This is a genomic window from Corynebacterium phocae (genome assembly GCF_008693075.1).
Classification (GTDB): domain Bacteria; phylum Actinomycetota; class Actinomycetes; order Mycobacteriales; family Mycobacteriaceae; genus Corynebacterium; species Corynebacterium phocae.
In genome coordinates, this window is the sequence record NZ_VXKJ01000046.1 from 1 (window position 1) to 23,864 (window position 23,864).

At 60.7% G+C, this 23,864-nt stretch carries 23 protein-coding genes; 8 read left to right on the forward strand and 15 right to left on the reverse strand.

Features of this window, described 5'->3' with window-relative positions:
* Window positions 1-103: 103 nt before the first annotated feature.
* The 4 genes from F4V58_RS09130 to F4V58_RS09145 all read right to left on the reverse strand — a co-directional run bounded on the left by F4V58_RS09130 (window position 104) and on the right by F4V58_RS09145 (window position 3,713).
* On the reverse strand, window positions 104-1,114 hold the full coding sequence (locus tag F4V58_RS09130) for an HNH endonuclease signature motif containing protein (RefSeq protein WP_150385780.1): 1,011 nt from the start codon (window positions 1,112-1,114) through the stop codon (window positions 104-106).
* 257 nt (window positions 1,115-1,371) lie between these two features.
* Window positions 1,372-1,536 carry a methionine/alanine import NSS transporter subunit MetS gene (gene metS, locus F4V58_RS09135; RefSeq protein ID WP_075735314.1) on the reverse strand — a complete coding sequence of 55 codons (165 nt, stop codon included), beginning with the start codon at window positions 1,534-1,536 and terminating at the stop codon, window positions 1,372-1,374.
* A gap of 16 nt (window positions 1,537-1,552) precedes the next feature.
* Window positions 1,553-3,136 carry a sodium-dependent transporter gene (locus tag F4V58_RS09140; protein ID WP_075735316.1) on the reverse strand — a complete coding sequence of 528 codons (1,584 nt, stop codon included), beginning with the start codon at window positions 3,134-3,136 and terminating at the stop codon, window positions 1,553-1,555.
* Between the two features lie 229 nt (window positions 3,137-3,365).
* Window positions 3,366-3,713 carry a hypothetical protein gene (locus F4V58_RS09145; protein ID WP_075735318.1) on the reverse strand — a complete coding sequence of 116 codons (348 nt, stop codon included), beginning with the start codon at window positions 3,711-3,713 and terminating at the stop codon, window positions 3,366-3,368.
* A gap of 158 nt (window positions 3,714-3,871) precedes the next feature.
* On the opposite strand from F4V58_RS09145, the gene F4V58_RS09150 reads away from it, so the two are divergent.
* Window positions 3,872-4,807, forward strand: a complete 936-nt coding sequence (locus F4V58_RS09150) for an ornithine cyclodeaminase family protein (protein ID WP_075735320.1) — start codon at window positions 3,872-3,874, stop codon at window positions 4,805-4,807.
* 427 nt (window positions 4,808-5,234) lie between these two features.
* Window positions 5,235-8,729, forward strand: coding sequence for a proline dehydrogenase family protein (locus F4V58_RS09155; RefSeq protein ID WP_075735322.1), 3,495 nt, complete (start codon window positions 5,235-5,237; stop codon window positions 8,727-8,729).
* A gap of 130 nt (window positions 8,730-8,859) precedes the next feature.
* Here F4V58_RS09155 and F4V58_RS09160 read toward each other — a convergent pair whose 3' ends face one another.
* Complete coding sequence (locus tag F4V58_RS09160; protein ID WP_075735324.1) at window positions 8,860-9,381, reverse strand: 2'-5' RNA ligase family protein; 522 nt, start codon at window positions 9,379-9,381, stop codon at window positions 8,860-8,862.
* Between the two features lie 412 nt (window positions 9,382-9,793).
* Between F4V58_RS09160 and F4V58_RS09165 the strand changes: the two genes are divergently transcribed.
* Complete coding sequence (locus tag F4V58_RS09165) at window positions 9,794-10,876, forward strand: RNase H family protein (protein ID WP_075735326.1); 1,083 nt, start codon at window positions 9,794-9,796, stop codon at window positions 10,874-10,876.
* Here F4V58_RS09165 and F4V58_RS09170 read toward each other — a convergent pair.
* From F4V58_RS09170 to F4V58_RS09215, 10 genes are all read right to left on the reverse strand, one after another.
* A complete protein-coding gene (locus F4V58_RS09170) occupies window positions 10,833-11,537 on the reverse strand; it encodes a hypothetical protein (RefSeq protein WP_075735328.1) in 705 nt (234 codons plus the stop codon). The two genes, F4V58_RS09165 and F4V58_RS09170, sit on opposite strands and share 44 nt — an antisense overlap.
* Before the next feature lie 11 nt (window positions 11,538-11,548).
* Window positions 11,549-12,619 carry a hypothetical protein gene (locus F4V58_RS09175; RefSeq protein WP_075735330.1) on the reverse strand — a complete coding sequence of 357 codons (1,071 nt, stop codon included), beginning with the start codon at window positions 12,617-12,619 and terminating at the stop codon, window positions 11,549-11,551.
* The gene (locus F4V58_RS09180; RefSeq protein WP_245802981.1) at window positions 12,616-13,083 is read right to left on the reverse strand and encodes an RNA polymerase sigma factor; all 468 of its coding nucleotides are present in this window, start codon (window positions 13,081-13,083) and stop codon (window positions 12,616-12,618) included. The genes F4V58_RS09175 and F4V58_RS09180 overlap by 4 nt, the downstream gene beginning before the upstream one ends.
* A 31-nt stretch (window positions 13,084-13,114) precedes the next feature.
* Window positions 13,115-13,480 carry a hypothetical protein gene (locus tag F4V58_RS09185; protein ID WP_075735334.1) on the reverse strand — a complete coding sequence of 122 codons (366 nt, stop codon included), beginning with the start codon at window positions 13,478-13,480 and terminating at the stop codon, window positions 13,115-13,117.
* A 450-nt stretch (window positions 13,481-13,930) separates the two neighbouring features.
* On the reverse strand, window positions 13,931-15,367 hold the full coding sequence (locus F4V58_RS09190; protein ID WP_075735336.1) for an NAD-dependent succinate-semialdehyde dehydrogenase: 1,437 nt from the start codon (window positions 15,365-15,367) through the stop codon (window positions 13,931-13,933).
* Entirely contained in the window at window positions 15,364-15,834 is a 471-nt protein-coding gene (locus tag F4V58_RS09195; RefSeq protein ID WP_075735338.1) for a YdcF family protein, read from the reverse strand. The genes F4V58_RS09190 and F4V58_RS09195 overlap by 4 nt, the downstream gene beginning before the upstream one ends.
* Window positions 15,834-16,334, reverse strand: coding sequence for a 5-(carboxyamino)imidazole ribonucleotide mutase (purE, locus tag F4V58_RS09200; protein WP_075735339.1), 501 nt, complete (start codon window positions 16,332-16,334; stop codon window positions 15,834-15,836). Before purE ends, F4V58_RS09195 begins: the two co-directional genes overlap by 1 nt.
* 11 nt (window positions 16,335-16,345) lie before the next feature.
* Window positions 16,346-17,518, reverse strand: a complete 1,173-nt coding sequence (locus F4V58_RS09205; RefSeq protein ID WP_075735341.1) for a 5-(carboxyamino)imidazole ribonucleotide synthase — start codon at window positions 17,516-17,518, stop codon at window positions 16,346-16,348.
* 22 nt (window positions 17,519-17,540) lie between these two features.
* A complete protein-coding gene (locus F4V58_RS09210) occupies window positions 17,541-17,993 on the reverse strand; it encodes a YdbT family protein (protein WP_075735343.1) in 453 nt (150 codons plus the stop codon).
* 20 nt (window positions 17,994-18,013) lie between these two features.
* Window positions 18,014-18,895, reverse strand: a complete 882-nt coding sequence (locus tag F4V58_RS09215) for a biotin--[acetyl-CoA-carboxylase] ligase (RefSeq protein WP_075735345.1) — start codon at window positions 18,893-18,895, stop codon at window positions 18,014-18,016.
* A gap of 134 nt (window positions 18,896-19,029) precedes the next feature.
* On the opposite strand from F4V58_RS09215, the gene F4V58_RS09220 reads away from it, so the two are divergent.
* From F4V58_RS09220 to F4V58_RS09235, 5 genes are read left to right on the forward strand one after another with little or no spacing between them, the layout of a single operon-like run.
* Window positions 19,030-20,334, forward strand: coding sequence for an ABC transporter substrate-binding protein (locus tag F4V58_RS09220; protein ID WP_075735347.1), 1,305 nt, complete (start codon window positions 19,030-19,032; stop codon window positions 20,332-20,334).
* A 23-nt stretch (window positions 20,335-20,357) separates the two neighbouring features.
* On the forward strand, window positions 20,358-21,359 hold the full coding sequence (locus tag F4V58_RS09225) for a carbohydrate ABC transporter permease (RefSeq protein WP_084559753.1): 1,002 nt from the start codon (window positions 20,358-20,360) through the stop codon (window positions 21,357-21,359).
* A gap of 7 nt (window positions 21,360-21,366) precedes the next feature.
* The gene (locus F4V58_RS09230; RefSeq protein ID WP_150385781.1) at window positions 21,367-22,197 is read left to right on the forward strand and encodes a carbohydrate ABC transporter permease; all 831 of its coding nucleotides are present in this window, start codon (window positions 21,367-21,369) and stop codon (window positions 22,195-22,197) included.
* Entirely contained in the window at window positions 22,197-22,370 is a 174-nt protein-coding gene (locus tag F4V58_RS12565) for a hypothetical protein (RefSeq protein WP_169833320.1), read from the forward strand. Before F4V58_RS09230 ends, F4V58_RS12565 begins: the two co-directional genes overlap by 1 nt.
* Window positions 22,367-23,842 carry an alpha-amylase family glycosyl hydrolase gene (locus tag F4V58_RS09235; protein ID WP_075735349.1) on the forward strand — a complete coding sequence of 492 codons (1,476 nt, stop codon included), beginning with the start codon at window positions 22,367-22,369 and terminating at the stop codon, window positions 23,840-23,842. Before F4V58_RS12565 ends, F4V58_RS09235 begins: the two co-directional genes overlap by 4 nt.
* Window positions 23,843-23,864: the final 22 nt, after the last annotated feature.

Below are 23,864 nucleotides of genomic sequence, written 5' to 3' on the forward strand. Positions count from 1 at the left end.
CGGCTGCGCGGGGCTCGGCCGGGCTGGGTGCGGGTTCCCGGGGCGCGCGTCGGCGGTGGCCGGGCTGGGTGCGGGTTCCGCCGGGTGCGCGTTGGCGGTGGGGTTATCCGCGTGGTTGGACCTTCCGGCCCACGGGGATGGGTGCGCCACCGCGTGGCGGGATCCAGGCAATCTGGCCGCGGTGGCGGACAATCCTTCCCCGGCCTAACTGGCCGTTAGTGGAGTTGCAATAAGCACACAGCCACGCCAAGTTCCCGGAGTTGGTTAAACCCCCATCCTTCCAGTCCTGGATGTGGTGCAGCTGCGCCTTTTCCGCCGGTTTGTGACACTGGGGGTGACAGCACTTGGTTGACTCGGCGGTAGCCGCAACCCGCTGCGCGTAGCTTCCCAACCGGTGTTCGCGGAAAAGCTGCAGCGGGCCGGCATCGGTAAATACCGCCACAAAGCCTTGGTCCGCGCAGTAGCGCCGCAACAGCTCCGCAGTATCGACGCTGGCACCGTTACCGCAGGCGACTTGCACGTCAGGTCCTTGGCCCTGGCAGGTAGCCAGTAAGTCCTGGAGATGAATTACACCCAAGGTGGTAATCCCAAAGCCGGCGGTGCCGCCGCCGGTGGCGTTGGCCACGAAGGACTCCACTGGGGCTTCCGGGTCATCGATGAGGGTTTCTAGGTCCGCGATATCCGCAGCACTGCCGGTCAGGCTGATAGTGCGGTCCCCGTTGGCGTGGTTGGTGATATTGACGCCGTGTTTGACGTCTTTGACTGGTTTGTGTTGGGCCAGGAAGGCCTCCAGCAGGCGCAGGGCCTCAGCGGGGGAGGCAACGCCGGCTAGTTCCACGCGTAGCTGCCAGCCCAGGTGGGCGTCTTTGAGCTGGTTGGCGCCCAGTTCTATTTTGTGCAGGATTTCCACGCTGTGGTGGTTGTTGCCGGCCAGGGCTTGTTGGCGGGTAAAGCGGGTGGGCCCGTAGTAGGTGTCGTAGAGGTCAAGGATGACCCGGGCGTCGCGGCGCGGTACGCCCTGGGCAACCAGGTCGCGGTAGCTGAGCCCACGGGCTAGGGCGATAAAGGCCATACCGTGTTGCTGGGGTGTAAAAATCTCTTTAAATGTCTTCATGGCCCACACGCTAAACCCAGCGGCAAGCCCTGGCAAGGGCCACACCCTGGCCTGTGGATAACTTCCGCCCCAGCGGGCCAAACCGGCCCAAAACCCTCCCCAACCGCCCCACCCGCCCCACAACCCGGAGTTATCCACAACCCCCGTAAAAGTTTTAGCCTCGAACGGGCCTTTAAACCCCAGCAACCGCCCCGCTCAGAAGGCCGCGAAAAAGCCCCTCCCGGAAACGGAAGGGGCCACGTGTTAACGCCGGGGATTTATGCGGCGCGGTGCATGAGGGATTCATCGTCAGTGCCGGGCGCGGTGCCCAGTTCACCTGTGGTTTCATCGGTGCTGCGGGCCAGCATGACGCTGGACCCCACCAGACCGCCCCAGATAATGAGGATGAATAACACCATGAGGATCAGAGAAGAGGGTTCCATGATTTTGTGTCCTTTCTTAGGAAACGGCCAGTGGGTTGGGGGTGCCCTTGGTGCGACCCTTGACGGGGACCCCGTAGTCGGAGGCGTCCAAGCCGTCCAGGCGGTTGCTGCCCCGGTAGTTCATTGCGGACAAGGCAACTGCGAACAGCACGATGGTAACCAGCACGCCCCAGCCGAACAGGGTCAGCTGCAGGCCGGCGTAGCCCTCATAACCTTCGGTGGCCACGCTGAAAATCTCACGGGCAACGAAGTAAACCAGCACGAGCGGGGTGGTCACGAAGGTCAGAAACTGCCACAGGGTGCCCACGCGAACGGAGGATACGGCGTTGATGTGCTGCTCCAGCTCGCGGCGGCGGCCGGTAACCCAGCCAACCACTACCAAGGAGGCCACGGCACCTAGAACGATACCCATGTTGTTGACAAACTTGTCCATGATGTCCAAGGTCACCAACCCGGAGGTGGTGCTAAAGAGCAGGCAGGAGAAGAAAGCCATAATCAGACCGGTGGATACTGCTGCCTTGCGGCGGTCCAACGCGAATTTGTCAGCCACGGCGGAGATGACTACTTCCATGATGGAAACCAGGGAGGTCACGCCGGCCAGGAACAGCGAGCCAAAGAACAACACGCCGAACAGCGCGCCCAGCGGCATCATGGAGATGATGGTGGGGAAGGCGATAAATGCCAGGCCGATACCGCCGGTGGCAACCTCGTCCACGGCGACGCCGGATTGCGCGGCCATGTAGCCCAGGGTGGCGAAGACGCCGATTCCGGCCAGGACCTCGAAGGAAGAGTTAGCAAAGGCGGTAACCAAACCGGTGTTGGTCAGGTTGGTGCGGGGCTTGAGGTAGGAGGAGTAAGTGATCATGATGCCAAAGCCCACGGACAGCGAGAAGAAGATTTGTCCGTATGCGGCAATCCACACGGAGGGGTCAGAAAGGACTGACCAGTTGGGGCGGAAGAAGGCGTCCAGGCCGTCAATTGCGCCGTCCAGGAACAGCGCGCGGACAACGAGCACCAGGAACATCACGGTCAGGATGGGCAGGAAGAAGGTTGTGAGCTTGCCGATGCCCTTGTTGATGTCGGTGGCCAGGAACAAGATGCACAGCGCCCAGACGAAAATCATGGCAATAAGGATGGGCCACACCACGCTGGCGGAGATTACTTTTTCCGCGTCCACGTTAAGGAAATCACCCATGAAGTACGCCGCCGGGTCATCACCCCAGGCCTGGTTAAAGGACTTGATGGTATACAGCAGCGCCCAGGCAATAATCGCCGCGTAGTAGATGGCGATGAAGAAGTTCACGCCTACTTTGAACCAGCCTAAGGCCTCAGCGGAGGGAGTTATGCGGCGAAACGCCAGGGGCACGGAGCCGCGGTAGCGGTGACCGACGGATAGGTCGAACCACAAGATGGGAATGCCCGCGGTCAGCAGCGCGACTAGGTAAGGAACCAGGAAGGCGCCGCCGCCGTTTTCGTACGCAACGTAGGGGAAGCGCCAGATGTTGCCCAGGCCGACGGCGGAGCCGATGGCGGCCATGAGGAACACGAAACGCGTATTGAAGGTATCCCGGTCTGACCGGGTTTCCGTTTTAGCAGTCATGAGAGTTCAACTAAACCTTTTATGAAAAGAGTCGGCCTACAGGTTGCTGGAAGCCGGTGGAGATAAGAGTCTGTTCCCTTTGACAGGAATTGCGGCAGGGGTGGCGCCGCAGCTCCTGGGAAGCTGTCCGCTGTAAGCGGTGGTCTAATCGTACTACATAACCGTCCACAACGTGAGATCAGGTTCTCAAAAATGAGATTCTTCGCCCCACGCCCGGGCTGGGCTGGGCTTAGCGAACGTCGGTTTCCCACTCAATTTCAAAGCCGCAGTCCTCTGCCCATTCGGCGATTTCCCAGGTCCCGTCTTCAACGGCGTCCGCAACGTCTTGCCCGCCCGCGACAATCTTTAAGGCAGCTTTGTCAAAATTTTCATCGTCGAAGCAATAGTCAGCGGTGGCATCAAAGATGGCCCATCCCCCGCGCCCGTGGACACCACTGTCGTCGATGGGAATGGAGTAAATAAATTCACCCGCCTCATATTCAGCGCCGTCGCCGGTGATGATGGCGGTCACTTCCACCACGGCATCATCGAGTACTACCCGGTCAAATACTTCCCATTCAATTTGATAAGAGTCCATGCGTCCACCTTTTCACTCTCCGTTGCCTTGAGCGCGGGTTTAAAAACCAGCCAGCATTAGTATAGGTTCAGCAACGCCCCAAGTCCGCAGACATAGCCAGTCTCCCCGGGTTTTTGGGGCTTAAACGGTAAAAACTCACTCAGGAAAGGAAGTTTCTGTTGTCCCTTAACGTCATTGACCACGACACTGTCCTGGCAACCCTTACCCCCGCCCAGGCCGTGCACGCGCTGCGCCAGGCTCTACAAGACGGCGTTGACCCCAGCGCCGATGCCCTGCGGACCAGCACTCAAACCAACACGGGCCAGCTGCTGAGCATGCCCTCTGCAAACGCGGCGGGCTTTGGCACCAAGCTCATCGCCATTGCGGGCCCCGCCGCCCCGGAGGGCGTTCCCCTTATCCAGGGCACCTACGTGTTGTTTGACGGCCACACGCTGGCACCCAGCGCGGTCATCGACGGGGTTGCGTTGACCAATCTGCGCACCCCGGCGGTGTCCATTTCCTGCGTGTATGACCTGCTCAACGGCGGCATCGGCCCGCTGAAGGTTGCCATCTTTGGCACCGGGGCCCAGGGGCGGGCTCACGCGAACACCATCAGGGACACCTTCGACCGGGCCGTAGAGATTACCTTCATTAGCCGCACACAGCCGGCAGACCTGGATAACTGGGTGGAGGCAGGGACTACGCAGGCGCAAGCGGCGGTCAAGGAAGCTGAACTGGTCATCTGCGCGACTACCGCTTCCGAACCCGTGCTGGGGCTTGCCGATGTCCGCCCGGAGGCCGTTATCGTGGCGCTGGGTTCGCATACACCGGAAGCCCGGGAGCTAAGCGGGGAGCTGATGGCGGCCGCGCAGGTCATCATTGAAGATCACGGCGCAACCTTGAAAGAGGGCGGGGACGTCATCCAGGCCATTGAGGAGGGCCACCTGGCCAAGCAGGATCTCATCACCTACTCCCAGGTGGTCCGGCAGGAGGTCCAGCTGGACCGCAGCCGGCCCGTGGTATTCAAGTTCACCGGGATGTCTTGGGAGGACCTGGTGATTGCGCAGGCTATAGCTCAGGAAGCCGCACCCGAAGGCACCGCGCGGGCCAGGTAGTTACCCCCGAAAATGACTAAATCCGGAAAATCCTCCAATCCGTTGACCCCGTGAAATTTTGGGTCTACTCTTCGAATTAAGCGAATTGGAATACTCCACTGCCCTCAAAGTGGCGCGGAGCACAATCGCGGACGTGATGACAAGCGAAAACCGGAAAGGCGGAGGTGTCTGGCCATGAATGCTTACCCAGCCAAAGTTCGCCGCCACTGCGACCGGCCCCCGGTCGCTGCTTGCACCACCTCATAGACGTACCGGACAGGGCGCACGCACCCGTGAGGCTCTTTCTTGAAGTGCACACCCCGCCGGCGGGCACGCCGGCGGCACCCACAATCAATGAGTAGAAATCCCCCTTCTCCACCGCAGCACACCAGCTGCGGACAGGAGGGGGCACCCAGGGGTTTCCATGATTTTTTCCGAAGGTACAAAAATGACTACTGCTAACGACCGCCTACCCGAGTCCGATGACGTGGAAGCCGTTGTTGAGGCCGCCGTCCAGCGCGCCCACGGCTGGCTGGAGGCCACTGCGGATGAACATGACAAAAACACCGAACAGCTAGCGGACCTGCTTCGCGATAGTGAGGGCGTGGCCTTCACCATGGACTTCGTGGACCGCGTCATGCGCCCCGAGGATGACAAAGTTGCAGCCAACGCCCTCAAAGACATCACGGCGCAGTTCGACCCGGCTTTCTTGGGGGCCATCAATGGCACACTCGTGGGGCTAGGCGGCTTCATTGGCCCTATCCTGCCCAACCTGGTCATGCCGCTGGCGCGCATGCGCATGCGCCAGATGGTGGGCCACCTGGTCCTTGACGCGGAGTCCAAGGCGCTAGATGACCTGCTGGACAAAGCCAAAGAGTCCGGAGAACAACTCAACCTCAACCTGCTCGGCGAGGCCGTACTCGGCGACGCGGAGGCCCGCTCCCGCGCGGAACGCACCCTAAAGCTCATCCAGAACCCGCGGGTGACCTACGTGTCTGTGAAGGCATCTTCAATGGTGGCGCAGCTTAACCACTGGGACATCGACGGATCGGTGGCGCGACTCAAGGACCGTCTGCGCCCGCTGTACGAAGAGGCTGTGTCCCGTAATCCCCAGGTGTTCATCAACCTGGATATGGAGGAATACCATGACCTGCACCTGACCATTCGCTTGTTCAAGGAGCTGTTGAGCGAGCCAGAGTTTAAAAACCTGCGCGCCGGGATCGTGTTGCAGGCCTACCTTCCGGATACGTTCGCTGCCCTCGCGGAGTTAGCCGAGTTCGCCCAGCAGCGCGTGGCAGGCGGCGGCGCGCCCATCAAGATCCGCATCGTCAAGGGTGCCAACCTCTCCATGGAGCACGTGCAAAGCGAAGTCAACGGCTGGCCAGTGGCAACCTATACAGACAAACAACAGGTGGACGCCAACTACTACCGCCTGCTGGATTACGTCCTCCGCGAGGAATTCGCGGACTGCGTCCACATTGGCATAGCCACCCACAACCTGTTTACAGCCGCCCTGGGCTACGAGCTAGCCCAGCGCCGCGGCGTGCTGCGAATGGTGGACTCAGAGATGCTGCAGGGCATGTCCCCTGGTCAGCAAGCCGCCATCCGCCAGGCCTACCAGGGCCGGCAGATTCTCTACACCCCGGTGGTTCACGCGGATGACTTTGACGTTGCCGTGTCCTACCTAGTCCGCCGCTTGGAGGAAAACTCCGCCTCCCAGAACTTCCTCTACGCACTCTTTGCCCCCGCCTCTGAGGTCAACGGGGATGATCTCTCCCCCATCGAGCAGCAGGAGCAGGTCTTCCGCCGGGCGGTCGAACGCCGCTGGGAGACCTTTGCCGGTGCCAACCGCACCCAAAACCGCCGGGAGGAAGAATCCCAGGAGCAGGGCCGCCAAGCCACCAAGATCCAGCGCTTTAGCAACGAGCCAGACACCGACCCGGCGCTGGAAGCCAACCGTGAGTGGGCCCTTAACGCGCTGTCCCAGGACCCCGGACCACACGGTATCGAAGAGGTCACGGACCCAGCCACGGTCAACGACGCGGTGGCCCGGGCCAAAGAGCTGGGCGAAAAGTGGGGCCAGACCACCGGCGAGCACCGCGCCAAGTTCCTGGAGACCGTGGCTGACAAGCTGGCCAACAACCGCTCCCGCCTGGTCCAGGTGGAGGCGTGGGAGGCCAACAAGACGGTCACGCAATCCGATCCGGAGATCTCCGAGGCCATCGACTTTGCCACCTACTACGCCATGTCCGCCCGCCAGCTGGATAAGGCCCGCTCGGTCTTCCACCCCCACCGCGTCACCGTGGTCACCCCGCCGTGGAACTTCCCCATCGCCATTCCGGTGGGCGGGATGTTAGCGGCCCTGGCCGCAGGCTCGGCCGTCATCATCAAGCCCGCCCCGCAGGTGGTTCATTGCGCGAAGGTGGCCGTGGAGTGCATTCACCAGGCCATGGACGAACACGGCCTGGACCGCGACCTGCTGCAGCTAGTCTTCACCGATGAGGGGGAAGCCGGAAAGGCGCTCATTTCCCACGCGGACGTGGACGCCGTCATCCTCACCGGGGCCTCGGATACCGGCGCGTTATTCCGCTCTTGGCGCCCGGAGATGAACCTCATGGCGGAGACTTCCGGCAAGAACGCCATCATCATCACCCCGGCGGCGGATCCGGACCTAGCCATTGCGGATCTGTATAACTCCGCGTTCGGGCACTCGGGCCAGAAGTGCTCGGCGGCATCGTTGGCCATTTTTGTGGGCGCGGCCGGCAAGTCCGAGCGCCTGCGCAACCAGCTGCTCGACGCCGTGAAAACCCTCAAACCGGGCCCCGGCCACGACATCACCACCACCATGAACGGGCTGGCCGAGCCCCCTAGTGAGAAGCTCCTGCGCGGCCTGACCACGCTTGAGCCCGGGGAAAAATGGCTGCTCAAACCGGAAAAGCTCAACGAGGACGGCACACTATGGTCCCCGGGAATCCGCGATAACGTCAAACCCGGCTCCTGGTACCACCTGAACGAGTGTTTCGGGCCCGTCCTGGGCATCATGTACGCCGACACCTTAGAGCAGGCCGTCGCGCTGCAAAACGCCACCGGCTTTGGCCTCACTGGCGGTATCCATTCCCTCGACGATGATGAGCTGGAGTACTGGAAAGAACACGTGGAGGTGGGCAACGCCTACATCAACCGCGGGATCACCGGTGCCATCGTGCAACGCCAGTCCTTTGGCGGCTGGAAGAAGTCCGTCATGGGCCCCGGTGCCAAAGCCGGCGGACCCAACTACGTTCCGCAGCTGGGCCACTGGACGGAAGGTGAGCTATCCCCGCAGAATGTGGACATCAAGCCGCGGATTGCCAAGAAGCTGCGTACCTTGACCGACCGTCTCAATGAGGCAACCAGCGCCTCCACAAAGATTAGCTTGAGCCCGGAGGATGTCGCCTGGCTGTGGCGTGCCGCCGAGCTTGACCAGCTGGCCTGGCAGGAGGAGTTTGGCCGGGAGCATGACCGCACCGGGCTGATTGCGGAGGCCAATATCTTCCGTTACCGGCCGTTGCTGGATAAGCTGCGCATCCGCGTGGGCGAGGGCTACCAGACCCGCGATCTGGTGCGCCACGAGTTGGCGGCAGACATTACCGGCACGGAGATTGATTTTTCCGCCGTACCGGAGCTGGCCGATGAGCTGCGCGCCGCCGGGTTCGCGGTTCGCTCGCAGACTACGGAGGACTTTGCCCGCGAGCTCTCCCGCGCCGCTTCCGCCCGGGTGCGCGCCTTGGGAGCGGTCGAGGACGCCGCCCGTGAGGCCGCAGTGAAGTCCAACTCGGTAATCCTGGACCAGCCAGTACTTGCCGATGGCCGCCGCGAACTACTGCCCTATCTACTTGAGCAGGCGGTGTCGGTGACCATGCACCGCTTTGGCATTATCCGCTCCGTAGCGGGTATCAAGCGCTAGGCGGCTAGGCTGCCGGTGTTCCGGCGTGCTGGCGTCCTGCGTTGGCGTGCCGGGCTCTGCACTGTGCCCTCTATGCCCGCTATGCCCGCTGTGCCCGGCAGCCGCTGGCATCACCACGGCCGCGCTTTCCTTAGCTAGGAGGCGCGGCCTTCGCTATGGAGTGCAGGCGCTGGTGAGCGGGCTGCCAGTACGCCGCTTCCACGGCCGTTAGCTCCCGGAAATGGGGCGAGGTCAGCTGGTCTAGCGCGCGGATGTAGTCCGGGACCACCTCCCGTTGCAGGCGCAGACCCATGGTCAGGTGCGGCACCCAGCGCGGTCCGCGCCCGTCCGGGTTGGCGGCGCTCAGGCTGCGCGCAGCTTCTTCCAGGGCGGCGTTAGTCTCTAGCAGCCACGCCACGGTTTGTTTTCGTTTGGTGCCAAAGACCACCGTCCCGGCGCGCCGGAACGTGGCGGGGATAAGAGGGGGCAAAAGCTGCTGGGCTAGCTCCACGACCGCCGGGGACATTCGCGGGGCGAAGGTCAAGGAAATGTGCGGGCGCTGCTGCTGCGCTGGTAGGCCGCGCTGGGCCAGCTGTGCGAACAGCCCGTCAATGTAGTCCCGGTCCGGCTCCGCAAGGTATAACAACAAGTTCTCTGGCGACTGTTTACTCATAGTTTCCTTCCCGGTCTTTGGCCTTACCCTACCCAAAAATGTGGACTAACTTCCCGTTCCGCTCCGCCAAGGCGTGACCTGCGCTGAACTTGGAACTTGCCCGTAACTTTGTTGAACATTTTCCAAGAAGGACGGTGAGCGTCCGTGGCAGACCTCCCTGCACACCTAACCATTGACCTCAACGCCGGCCTCGGGGATCCTACGGGAAGCACCAGGGTGCCCCAGCTCAAGCCCCACCGTTCCGTATAAAGCGGGTAAGACGGCACCGCGCGCCACAAACCACAGCGCTGCGCAGGGCAGCAATCGCGGGCGCGTAATCCTTTGCGGTCTACCACTGAGAGTCTGGTCCCCGGCGGGTAGCGTAGAATACCGCCTGAGAGACAATGTTCCCCAGGGGTAACCGGGTAGGTAAATGGCACAGAACAAGGCGGTAAAGCTTTCCACGCTGATGGGAAAGTCCTCCAGGACTTACCAATCACGGCAGGTCACCGACGCCATGGTGGCCGCCCCCACGCACGTGGCCATTGCCATCTGGGATATCTCCTGGAAAGGCACCGCCCACGGGAAGCTCTACGGCTGGGTCATTGCCGTGGACGCGGGCCCACAGAAGCGCTTTGTACGCACCGGGCAAACTTCCGCAGCCAACCCCCACCCGGAGGCGTTCGCGGCGTTTCGCGCCGCCATCCGTGGCTGCCCCACCCCGGTGTGGGTAGTAGTAGGCAGGCGTCAAGCTGCCCTTGGCACCCGGATTCGCAAAGCAGGGTTTCTTGTCACCGGGTCTTTTGCCGAGGAAAACCGGGCCAGCAAGCGGGCCAGCGACATGCGCAAAATCCACGAGGTACGCGCCGTACGCAAATCCCGCAAGGAAGGTCAACAGCCCCAAAAACGAGCCTCCACGGTGGAAGCCCAACCCACGCACTGGTTGCCCAACCGTTCCCGCTTTTCCGGTAGCGGCCACCACGTCCGCATAGCCACAGATGCCTCCTCAGACACGGTCAGCAAGGGGACCATGTGCTTTGTAGCCAACAATGGGGACTACCAACTCCGCACCCGGATGACCACCGCCAGCACCGACGAATTAGAGCTGGAAACCATCACCTTGGCCCTGAAGTATGCCCGCAAACAAGGCTTTACGCGGGCCATTATTGAATCAGATTCAGTGGGGGCACTAGAGGCTATCGACCACATCTTGGAAGGCGGCCGCGCAGGTAAACGCTGGCGCGGAGTATCCGCCGGCGCGCGATCACGGTTCCTGCAAGCCTGGAAAGACTTCCACCGCCAGGGCCAGGCTTCAATCGGTCGCGTAATGGGACACTCCGGGGATCCGCTCAACCACGCAGCGGACCGCATAGCCTACCTGGGCTTGCGTGCCTCTAGCCACCCGGAGAAGGAATCCGCACCAACGGTGTGGGCAGAGGTCCGCGATATCTCCCGGCAGCTGGCAAAACCCGCTAAACAAGCGGGATCCGGCCGTGCTGCTCCAGGGTCCGGTTAACCAATTCCTCAATGGGCTCCATGCCCAGCTCCACCGCCCGGTTATACAGCTCCACCGCCACCTCTGGATCCCGCTGTGCCACATCCAGTGCAGCCAGCTGGATCAGATCCCTTATGCGGGTGGCGGGATCTGCGAAGGCGGTGCGCAGGGCGGCATCGAAAAGTAGATTGCGGTACATGCCAACGGTGTACTGACCGGGACTGGTAAACCCCTCCCTGCCAGGCTGGCCCAGATCCGGAAATAGCTGCGGGCCAGAGTTGCTCCCAGCAGTGGGATACACCCAGTCCTGACCAAAGTACGGACCCCAGCCGGCTTTGAGCAACCGGACGTTGCTGGCAACAGGTTGGAATAGCTGCCCCTCAGCAGCAAATACGCCCATGCGTCCACGGTGGATACCCCACACTGCCTGGTAGTGGGTCACCAAGGCCTGCCCCAGGACGTACTCTAATTGCCGGTTGCTATGGGCCTCCGGATTATCCGCAACGTAGGTACCAAAGTCGTTGAGCCACGGGATGGACCACGGTTTTTCTGTGGACTGGAACGCGGGCACAAAGGTGGCATCAAAATCCTCGAAAGCCTTGGAGGCCCGCTTGGCGTAGGCAGCAATCTTTTCCGCATGCTTGTCTTGCTGAGGCGCGAGCTTGGCAGAGAGGATTTCCATAAACCCCCACTTTAGCGGATGCACCCTATGTCAAAAGTATCAGCGGACCTTTGTGGTTGACTGCCGGGAAACTCAACTTCCAGCTTAGAGTAGAGCTTGGCGTTGAAGCCGCACTCTTCACGCTGGCCCAAGGTCACGGTGACAGGCAAGTCCACAAATTTGCCCTCCGCACAGAAGGGGTCACAATCATTGATGGTGGCCACAGCGGTGGCCGTTGCGGTGTCAGCCCCCCAATTGCTCCATTCAATATCATGCAGCACGTAATTATTGTCGGCGCAGCCCAGCGAAATCTCCGCCGGCCCCTCCAGGTTGGGGGTAGCCACACAGCCTAAGATGGCGGTGGCTTCCACGGTGGTGGTGACACCGGGTGCCACGAGGTTATGCGCTTCCAAAAGCTGCCCAGTGTGGGTGAGTACTCTGAAAGTCAGCTCGCCCGCGCTAAAGGTGGCCACCTCTCCGTGTTCTTGCAAATTCACGTCCATTTGGGACAAGGCGTTGTACACCGCTGCGTGCTGGGCAGAGCTCAGGCTGGGGTGGAGCAGCAACTCCACTAAGCCCTGCGGGGTGCCGCCGGCAAGTTCTTTAAGCTGCTCGGCCGAGGTAGCACTGGCAAGCTCGGCCGCTGTGACAGGGAGTGCAATGTCAAAGGCGGGGCCTTCAACTGCAGTCACCTGGGTGGGCTCAGCGCCACGCGCGGCCTCGTACTCGGTGACCTGGGTGGTGCGGTCATTTTTATCAATGCGCTTGAGGTAGGCCTGGTTACTCACGCCCGTAGTGAGGAAATCATCCTGCTGCGCACTGGCCTGGCCGGCAGCAAGCAGCAGCTCCGCAGCCGTGGCCTGTGGGGTGTGATTGTTAAACCCCGGCACGCCTAAGCCGCCGATAACCAGCAGGGCAGCCGCCGCAGCAGCTACAGCACCGGTACCAAACCAGGGACGGCGTCGGTGAATACTGACCACGTTGTCCTGAGCCAGGATTTGCCGCAAGGCTTCATCCGCGCGTTGTTGCTGCTGTGGGTCCAAGGCGGGATCCGGAACAGGATTAGCAGCACGGAGCTGGGCAATGATGTCTTTGTCGGTCATGAGGTTTTCTCCAAGGCTTCAGCCAAACGGGTTCGGGCACGGTGCAGCCTCACGCGCGCATTTACCGCGCTCAAGTTTAGGGTGGCTGCGATTTCAGCGGCGGATAACCCTTCCCAAGCATGCAAGGTGAGGATTTCCCGGTCTGCGGTGCCCAGGGTGAGCAACGCACGGTTGATATCTAGCGATAGATCCACGTTGGGGGAAAAATCCACCCCCACGGAATCATGGTCGTCAATGGTGTCCAGCTCCGGGGTGGAGGACTCCTTGCGGTAGTACTCCCGCATGACGTTGCGGGCCACCCCGTAGAACCACGGCAGCACCGGGCCCTTGACTGTCTCGAAGTTCCTCCAAGCGCGTGCGAAGGTCTCTGCCGCCAAGTCCTCTGCCCGCTCCGCCGGAACACGACGGCGCAAAAAGGCGAGGACTGCCGGGTAGTGCTCTCGGTACGCTTGCGTGAAATCCACGTGCTCTATAGATACTTCGAGTTAAGGGGCTTTAGGAGTTAGCTGCCGTATCAAAGCGGAAGGTTGCGGACTGGTCTCCACAGGTGACCGTGTAGGTGTGGAAGCCTTCATCTGGGCCTTCGCCAATTTGCTCCGGTGCCGTGATGAAACCGCCCATCTCTGCGGTGTCCGCCATGGGGGAAAGCTCGGTCTGCGCACCGAAGGAGGTGGTCAAAGAGGCCTCTCCCACTTTTTCACAGTTGCTCAGGAAGAGCATCTCAGCGCCGGGCTTCAACAGGTCTTGAGTGCTGGCGGTCAGGACCTGGTCCTGGGCACCGGCTTCCTGATTGGCGGAGCAGCCAACGCAACCAACGGCGGCAAAAGCTAGAGCAGCAGCGGCGGTCATGATCTTTTTCATGGTGAAATCCTTTGTAATCGGTGAGCTTCCCCGGATGGGAAACCAGCGGGTGAACGACTGTTCATCTAGTTAGTTGCCGGCGCGGGGAGATTGTTACACCCGGATTTAAAAGAAGGCGCCGCCGCTATCATCTGAAGGTTGCGCTCCCCAGGAAAAGCGGCGGCGGCCGGTTTCTTGACGGGCCCCAATACTCCGCCAAGTTTTTGTGATTGCCTCCCGCTGGCTGGGGTCACAGCGGGGTGTGTTTCCAGGCCGCACCTACCGTGGGCCCGTAGTCACCGAGATTACACGGACATCCATATACCCGCCCCGGTTTTAATCATCTTCCGAATATCGGGGGCAGTAAATGGGGGTGAATCATGCATTCCCACTGTATGAAGAGGGGCTTTAGGCCCAAACGGACTTATCAGCGCCGCCTCTTAAGGGACGCACAGGGTTTCATTCCACCCCCTAGGGCTGTGCAACGTAGTGCAACTCTAGGTAGTGGTCTATTCCCTCCGCGCCACCCTCACGCCCAAAACCGGAGGCTTTGATACCGCCGAAGGGGGCCGCGACATCGGAAATGCCGCCCCTATTGAGCCCCACCATGCCAGCTTGCAGCTCATTGGCCAGGCGGGCCACCGTGTGGGCGTTTTCCGAAAACGCGTACGCCGCCAGCCCGAACTTGGTGTCATTGGCCCGCTCAATGGCCTCATCTAGAGACTCGAAGGTGGAGATCACCGCCACCGGGCCAAAGATCTCCTCCTTGAGAATATCTGCACCCGGCTTGACGTCCGTGAGCACCGTGGCGGGATAGAAAAAGCCCGGACCTTGCGGGGTAAAACCTCCGGTGAGCGCGGTGGCCCCCGCGCCGATAGCCTGATCCACCAATTTTGCCACGTGATCGCGCTGCTCCGCGTTGACCAGAGGACCCAGCGTAGTTGTCTCATCCATGCCATAACCCGTGACATAGGACTGGAATTTATCCACTACCTTTTCCTGGAATTCCTCTACCCGTGAGGAATGCACCAAGAAACGGTTGGCGGCAATACAGGTCTGGCCGTTATTACGCATTTTTGCCACCATAAGCCCCTTGATAACCCGGTCCATATCCGCGTCCGCACACACGATAAACGGCGCATTTCCGCCCAGCTCCATGGTGGTGCGCTGCAGGTTCTTGGCGGACTGTTCCACCAAAGTTTGCCCCACCTTCGTGGAACCGGTGAAGGTCACCTTCCGCAACCGGGGGTCATCCATAAGCTCTTTGGACAGGTTCTTGGAATCAGTGGAGGTGATAAAAGACAGGGTCCCGTGGGGCACGTCATGGCGCGCAAAGACTTCCGCCACCACCTCACCAAAGGCCAGCATGGTCAACGGGGTGGCCGCAGCAGGCTTGACAATCATGGTGCACCCAGCGGCCAGCGCCGGCGCAATTTTCCGGGTAGCCATGGCCAAAGGAAAATTCCACGGAGTAATGGCCAAGCAGGGGCCCACCGGGTGCGGCCGGACGGTGATAGTGCCATTTCCGGCTGGTGACGCAGCGTAACGGCCGGGAAGCCTAATGGCCTCACCGGCAAACCACCGCAAGTAGGCCGCACCGTAGTCCACCTCAGCTAAAGCGTCCTTCCATGTCTTGCCCATCTCATTGACCATGAGCGTGGCAAATTCATCCTTGCGCTCCATGACGGCGTGAAACAGGTCCATCAAAATATCGTGGCGGGCCTGGGGCGCAAACGCGGCCCACGGTTTTTGGGCCGCATGCGCCAAATCCAGCGCTTTCATCCAATCTGCGGAGGCACCGTCAGCTACTTCCGCAAGCACCTCCTCGGTTGCGGGGTTGAGCACTGTAAAAGTCTTGCCGGATTCTGCGGGCACGTTCTTGGTTCCAAGCCAAAGGTTTTCAATCATGCGCCCCAGGGTAGCGGTTTTAACAAACGCCGGAGCACAATTCGCGCTACCGAGTGCGGTGTGGCAAAAACTTCCCGCAGGTAATTATAAGGTTGCTGTTCCCGGGGAGTCGGGGCAGACACCACCTGCACGGGAATTTTCAGGTGCCATGCCCATAGCCGGGTGCGCAGGGCGTGAAAGTCACTGGTAACAACAGTAAAGCGAGCAGCGGTGGGGCGCATGGCGCGAACGTATTCCAGGTTTTCATTGGTGGAGGTCGCGTGTGGCTCCACGGCCACGGTATAGGCACCGGGATGAGTGCGGTGCTGCAGCAAGAAATCCCGCATGGCCCGGGCCTCAAGGTACCCGGTGACAATGATTTCCTGACCAGGCCGGGCCAGCGCAGCAGCGGTAAGCAGCCGCTGCTCCAGCATGGGGCCGGGCTGCCCGTTGACAACCCGCGAGCCCATCACAACGATGGGCTCCACTACTCACCCATGAGCTTGGCACGCAGATTGGCGTCTTTTTCTTCAACTTCCTGCGCCATGGTGGCCTGGTATTGTGCCATCTTCTCCACCAGAGCCGGGTCCCCGGCGCCCAGTATCCGGACGGCCAGCAGGCCGGCGTTTTTGGCACCGCCTATGGACACCGTGGCTACCGGCACGCCGCCCGGCATCTGCACAATGGACAGCAGGGAATCTAAGCCGTCCAGCTCAGCCAGCGCGCGCGGGACACCAATGACGGGTAGCGGCGTGGCAGCAGCCACCATTCCCGGCAGGTGTGCCGCACCACCGGCGCACGCGATAATGGCCTTCAGACCGCGCTCGTGCGCCCCCTTGGCATAGGCCAACATCTTCTTCGGGGTGCGGTGGGCAGAAACCACGCCCACTTCAAACGGAACCCCAAAATCAGCGAGTACCTGCGCCGCGGGCTCAACGGTGGGCCAATCAGAATCAGAGCCCATGATGAGGCCTACGAGTGGTGACATTTTTGCTCCTTTTACTTTTCGTCCAACCACCGGGCGTGGACAAGGAAGTCTGCGGCCAGGCGGGCATCACGACGGACGTGTTCTACATCCGCACCAGTTAAGTTAACGTGACCAATCTTACGTCCTGCGCGGTGGTCTTTGCCGTAGAGGTGAATCTTGGCCCCGGGGAAACGTCGGGAAACTTCCATGACCCGCTGAGCAATGGGCATGGAAGGGTCTTTTTCTGCGCCCAGAACGTTAGCCATCACCGTCACCGGCGCAAGAGCTGTGGTCTCCCCCAGCGGGAAATCCACAACCGCGCGCAGATGTTGTTCAAATTGGGAGGTCACGCAGCCGTCTTGTGTCCAGTGCCCAGTGTTGTGCGGGCGCATGGCCAGCTCGTTGACCGCAATGGTTTCGCGCCCATCTACCAGGTAAGTGAAAAGCTCAACGGCCAAGACACCTGTTACTCCCAGGTCATCGGCAATGTCTTTACCTAGTTGGCGGGTGTGGCGCTCGAGGTAGGAATCCAGGTCCGGGGCCGGCGCAATGGCTTCGGCGCATACGCCGTTTTCCTGCACCGACATGGTTACCGGCCACACTTTGATCTCCCCGGAAGGGTTGCGGGCAACCAGTACTGACAGCTCCCGATGCAGCTTCACTTTGCGCTCTGCCATCAGCTTCACGTCTGCCGCTAGGAGCTTTTCCACGGTTTCGGTTAGCTCTTCGCGCGACTCCGGGAACCAGACCCCCTTGCCGTCGTAGCCACCACGGCACGTCTTGAGGCATACTTGGCCCCCAACTTCTTCGCTGAAATCCAGCGCGTCCTGGACCGAGCCAATGGCCGCGAATTCCGGCACGGGGGCACCTAGCTGCACCAAAAGACGGCGCTGAGCCAGCTTATCTTGGGCATAGATGAGCGCCTCTGGGTGCGGCTCCACCGCATACCCCTCAGCAAGCAAGGCCTGCAGGGCCTGTGGCGGGACGTGTTCATGGTCAAAGGTCACCGCGTCTGCGCCCTGCGCGGCGGTGAGGCAATCCGCAGTTTTTTGATAATCACCGACCACGATGTCGGGAATAACCTGCGCGGCCGAGGACGCCTGCTCGCTTGTCAGAACCCGGAGTTTAATTCCTAATTCCACCGCAGCCGGCTGCATCATGCGCGCTAGCTGGCCATCACCTATTACCGTTACATTTTTTAGCACGCATTACATACTAGCCCCGCGCTTAGCGCCAAGAAAACGACTGCAACTGTTGGTTTAAAACCCGCTCCAGCTTTTTACTCTTGGGCAGATCGGAAAAATACAGGGGCTGTTGATAGCCGCGAATCCCCAGCCCTAAACCACCGCGGTGCCGGCGCACCCCAGCTATATCCGCGAGGGGAATGGAATCCACCTTGGCTCCATTGCGCGCGATGACGCGGGTATTGGTGATGATAAACCGGCGCCGGCGGGCCTTCCACACGGGCACCACGAAGCGAAACACCACCAAAAACAGCCAGACAGCTATGCAGGCTTTTTCCAAGGTGGCATCCCGCAAGCTGCCCGCAATCCACCCTATGCCCGTCCAGCACAGGCCGGTGTACAAAAACAATTCCAAGGCGGGGAAAACCAGGGCACGGTAGGGAGCGGTAACATCCGCTAGGCGGAATTCCCCCGGCTGCATCTTTAGCAAATTCATGGTGCTTGTATCCTACCCAGCTAGCTTCCGGCCGGGCGAAGGTGGATGACGTCTCCTGCGGAGTAATACTGGCCGCCCACGTTTATCCGGCCGTCTTCGGCTACGCCCTCCACGGTTCCGTGGATATCCCCGCCCGGCGCTTCCAACCGCACATTCATCCCAATCGAGGAGCACACCTGACGGTAGTCCCGCATAAGCTGCGGGTCCTGGCTTTCCCACTGGTCAAACCGGGTGCGTAGGTTACGAAGTACCGCGATGGCCACCTCCGTGCGGTCGGTGTCTATGCCAGCTATTTTCAACGAGGTGGCCGTGGGCACCGGCAGCTCACCGGCGTCCAAGGTGACATTTATCCCCATCCCCACCACCACGCGGGCGCTAGGGGACCCCGCCGCCTGCGTTTTGGGAGCCAGCTCGGTTTTCGTGACCTCTGCCTTGGTGACCTCGGTTTTCGTGACCTCTGCCTTGGTGACCTCGGTTTTGGTGAGCTCACCCGCCTTGAATTCGGGGGATTTGAAGGCGGAGCCAACCGGCCCGGCCTCCGCCAACACGCCGCTAAGTTTCTTGCCTCCCAGGAGGACGTCATTTGGCCACTTCAAGACTGTGCCAGGGATGGAATCCATTATCGCTAAACCAGCCGCTAGCGGCAGGGTTCCCAGGTGCTCTAGTGAATCCGGGAGGATAAGCACGGAAAAAGTCACCTGGGAGCCAGCCGGGGCCACCCAACTGCGCCCCAGGCGGCCCTTGCCGGCGGTCTGGGAGTTGGTTATCAAAACCGTTGCATCAGCCACGTCGGTGGCCTGCATGAGGTCGGTGTTCGTGGAGCCGGTTTCCTCCACGTAACGGACCTGAGCCCACAAACCGGCCAGTTCGGTACGGATACGTTCTATGTCAAGGGTGGTCATAGCTGCCTAGAATACCCCACCCTCAGGAGTTCGGGACTACCCCCATCGGGTGTAAAAACCCCAAAATCTATTGATTTATCCTTTCGGTAATTTACCGTTAAGACAACTACAGTATCCCGAAAGGCGTTTTACCCATGAAAAAATCCATTCTTGCTACCACCGTTGCACTGTCCGTTGTACTGGCAAGTTGTTCCCAGCCCGCTGATGATGTTGAAAAGGCCGCTGATGGCGCCAAAGAAGCGGTAACCTCCGCCGCCAAGGACGCCAAGGAAGACATGAAGGACGACAAGAAGTCCAACGGAGAAGGCCGCGGACCCATTACCTTTGCCATGGGCAAAAATGACACAGATAAAATCATCCCCATCATCGAGGCCTGGAACAAAGAGCACCCTGATGAGGAAGTAACGCTCAAAGAGCTGGCTGGTGAGGCGGACGCACAGCGTGAGACCCTAGTGCAGTCCCTGCAGGCCGGCAATGATGACTATGACGTCATGGCACTTGACGTAGTGTGGACCGCTGACTTTGCGGCCAATCAATGGCTGGCACCACTAGAAGGCGACCTCGAGGTTGACACCTCCGATCTGCTGGACGCCACCGTTGAATCCGCTACCTACATGGACACCCTCTACGCCCTGCCGCAAAACACCAACGGCCAGCTGCTATTCCACAACAAGACCCTGGCCCCAGAATCCGTGGAGAAGTTTGATGATTTCAAGTCCGCCTGTGCCGCGCTGGAATCCGGCGTTGACTGCCTGACCACCCAGCTCAAGCAGTACGAGGGACTGACTGTGAACACCGTGGGCTTCATGGAAGGCTGGGGCGGGTCTGTCCTCGACGACAAGGGCGAAATCACCGTGGACTCCGCAGACTCGAAGGCCGGCCTGCAAGCTCTGGTTGACGCCTACAACGGCGGTATCATCGCTAAGTCCGCCACCGCTACCACCGAGGAAGAGACCAACCTCAACTTCACCGAGGGCAAGACCGCTTTTGCCATCAACTGGCCGTACATGTACACCAATGCTGAGGAAGCCGGCCTGGACTTTGAGGTCACCCCGCTGGTGGGCAAAGACGGCGTAGGCGTTTCCACCCTGGGCGGCTACAACAACGGGATCAACGTCAATTCCAAGAACAAGCAGACCGCCTTGGACTTCATGAAATTCATCGTGAATGAAGAAAACCAGAAGTCCTTTGCTGAAGCCTCCTTCCCACCGGTCCTAGCTTCTGTCTACGATGACGCGGATATCGCGGAGAAGTTCCCGTACATGCCGGCACTGAAGGAATCCCTCGAAGCCGCTGCCCCACGTCCGGTTTCCCCGTTCTACACCGCCATTTCCAAGGCCATCCAGGACAACGCCTACGCCGCGCTGACCGAGGGCAAATCTGTTGACGACGCCACCGCTGATATGAAAGCCGCTATCAAGTCTGCCTCCGCTTCCTAGGAAAAGAGTCTAAACTCCTAAGAATGCAACTAAGCACCACAGACGCGAAAGCACGCGCTGTCACGCCGCCCGCTAAGAGGAAAAAGCCCTCACAAGCGGGCGGCGCTGCTGCGCTTATAGCCCCCGCGCTTCTTGTCCTCGCGGTCGTCATTGGCTACCCCATCATCCGGGCCATCATGTTGTCCTTCCAGGGCAACCGCCGCCTAGATCCCACCACCGGGGTGTTTGTCGAAGGCCAGTTTGCCGGCCTGGAGAACTACCTGTACTGGATTGGAAACCGGTGCATGACGGCATCGGGAGAAGTGGCCTCTTGCCCGCCGGGCATCATTGCCACGGACTTTTGGCCTGCGGTACGCATAACCATCTTCTTCGCCGTGGTCACCGTGGCTCTAGAGACGGTCCTGGGCGTTATCATGGCGCTGATTATGAACGGCACCTTCTTAGGCCGTGGCCTGGTGCGCGCGGCCGTGCTCATCCCCTGGGCCATACCCACGGCAGTAACGGCAAAGCTGTGGCAATTCATGTTCGCACCCCAGGGCGTGGTCAACGCGCTACTTGTTGATGCCGGCCTGGACAAGCCCATCGCGTGGACTACCGACCCCGCGTTCGCACGCCTGGCGGTCATCATCGCGGACGTGTGGAAGACCGCGCCGTTTATGGCACTGCTCATCCTGGCCGGGCTGCAAATGATCCCCAAAGACCTCTACGAGGCCGCGTCCATAGACGGGGCGGGGCCATGGAAACGCTTCACCACCATCACGCTTCCGTTGGTGCGACCGGCGCTGCTGGTAGCCGTGCTATTCCGCACGCTCGACGCACTGCGCATGTACGACCTGCCAGTGATTATGATCTCCGCGTCCTCAAACTCCCCCACCGCCACGATCTCGCAGCTGGTAGTCGAGGATATGCGTCAAGGAAACTTCAACTCCGCCTCCGCGCTGTCCACGCTTATCTTCCTGCTCATCTTCACCGTGGCGTTTATATTGATTAAATTCCTTGGCGCCAAACCAATTGAGGACAGGTAGGCTCGCGATGAAAAACTTGAAGAAATTTGGCCACCTCCTGGGCGTACTGTTCATCATGTTCTGGGGTCTGGCCCCCTTCTACTGGATGGTTATCACCGCGCTGCGCGATAGCTCCCATACCTTTGACACCACGCCGTGGCCCACGCACGTGACCCTGGATAATTTCCGGGACGCGCTAGCAACGGACAAGGGCAACGACTTCCTCGGCGCAATTGGCAACTCCTTAATTATCTCTTTGGCCACGACCGCGGTGGCCGTGGCAGTGGGCGTTTTCACCGCCTACGCGCTGGCCCGCATGGACTTCCCCGGCAAAGGAATAGTCACCGGTATCATCCTGGCGGCGTCAATGTTCCCCGGCATTTCCTTGGTCACCCCGCTGTTCCAGCTCTTCGGTGATGTGGGCTGGATTGGAACCTACCAGGCCATGATCATTCCGAACATCTCCTTCGCACTTCCCCTGACCGTTTACACGCTGGTCAGTTTCTTCCGGCAGTTGCCATGGGAGCTTGAGGAGGCCGCTTTGATGGACGGGGCCACCAAGGGCCAGGCCTTCCGGCTCATTTTGCTACCACTGGCCGCGCCTGCGCTATTTACCACCGCCATCATCGCTTTTATCACCACCTGGAATGAATTCATGCTGGCCCGCCAGCTATCTACTACTGACACCGAGCCGGTCACCGTGGCAATCGCCCGTTTCTCCGGCCCCTCCGCGTTCGAATACCCCTACGCTGCCACCATGGCAGCGGGCGCGTTGGTGACCATCCCGCTCATCATTATGGTGCTGGTATTCCAGCACCGCATTGTGGCGGGTCTTACCTCCGGCGGTGTGAAGGGCTGATGCGGCCCCACCTGCTTTGGGAGGCAGCGCTGGGGTTTGTGGGCTTTTTCGCCTTCCTCGCGCTGATTCAGGCCCTTGTTAACCTCTTTGCCCCCGAACCCGCACTCTGGCCAGGCCTCCTGGCCGGCGGGCTAGTGGCGGCAACCTACTTCATCTGGAAAGCTGCACCGTGAACACCATTTTCTACCAAGCCCTCATCCACGCTTTTAAAGACTCCAACGGGGACGGCGTGGGGGATATCCCCGGCCTGATTTCCAAACTCGATTATCTGCAATGGCTGGGGGTGGACTGCGTGTGGGTCCCGCCCTTCTACGCCTCCCCCATGCGCGATGACGGCTACGATATCGCGGACTACTATGCCATCAACCCGGCCTACGGCACCATGGAAGACGTAGAGCAGTTGATTGCGGAGCTGCACTCGCGCGGCATGAAGATTATGACGGACTTGGCACTCAACCACACCTCCGTTGATCACCCGTGGTTCCAGGCCTCCCGCCAGGACCCGCAGGGGCCTTACGGGGATTTTTACGTCTGGGGCGATGACCCACAGCGCTACCCGGAAATCCGTGTCATCTTCACCGACACCGAAGACAGCAACTGGGCCTTTGATGAAACCCGCGGTCAGTATTACTTCCACCGCTTCTATTCCCACCAGCCGGACCTCAACTACGACAACCCGGCGGTGCAGGAAGAAATCCTGTCCGTGGTGCGGTTCTGGCTTTCCAAGGGCGTGGACGTGCTGCGCCTAGACGCGGTGCCTTACTTGTTTGAACGTGACGGCCAAGGCGGGGAATCACTGCCCGAGACCTTTGCCTTTATTCGGCGCATCCGGGCGCTAGTGGATGCGGAATTCCCCGGCGCCAAGCTGCTGGCGGAGGCCAACCAACCGGCCGACAAAACCACCAAATACTTCGACGCCGGAATGCACATGTGCTTCAACTTCCCCCTCATGCCCAAGCTGTACGAGGCCCTGGCTACGAGCTCGGCCACGCCCGTCTACGAGGTCATGGACGAGCTGGGAGACATCCCGGTGGGCGCGTGGGCGAACTTCCTGCGCAACCACGACGAGCTCACATTAGAGATGGTCACCCCCGCTGAGCGCCAGCTGATGTACGAAACCTACCTGCCGGATCAGCAGTCCAAGGCGCACACCGGGATTGCGCGGCGCCTCATGCCGCTCATGGGCGGCGACCGCCGCAAAGTAGAGCTGCTGTTTGCACTGCTACTCGCGCTGCCCGGCCAGCCCTTCATCTACTACGGCGATGAAATTGGGATGGAAGACCTCCCGGAGCTTCCCGACCGCTACGCGGTTCGCACACCTATGCTCTGGGAGGACGGCCCCGGCCACGGCTTTAGCGATGCCCCCTCACCCCACCTCCCCTTCGCCAGCGGCCACAGCGTGGCCGCGCAGCAAGAAGACCCCACTTCGCTGCTCAATACCGTGCGCGGGCTTATCACCCAGCGCAGGCAACACCCGGACCTGGCCACGGCCAGCTACGAGGCCGTGGAGGCCGGCGTGGATGAGGTCCTGGCTTTCCAACGCGGTGGCCTGCTGTGCCTGTTCAACTTCAGCGAGGAAACGATAGATTTGGGCCCGGTGGAGCTGGGGCCCTTTGGCTACGCGTGGGTTCCTGTGGAGTCCTAGCCCCCATCCGGCCCAGCCGGTC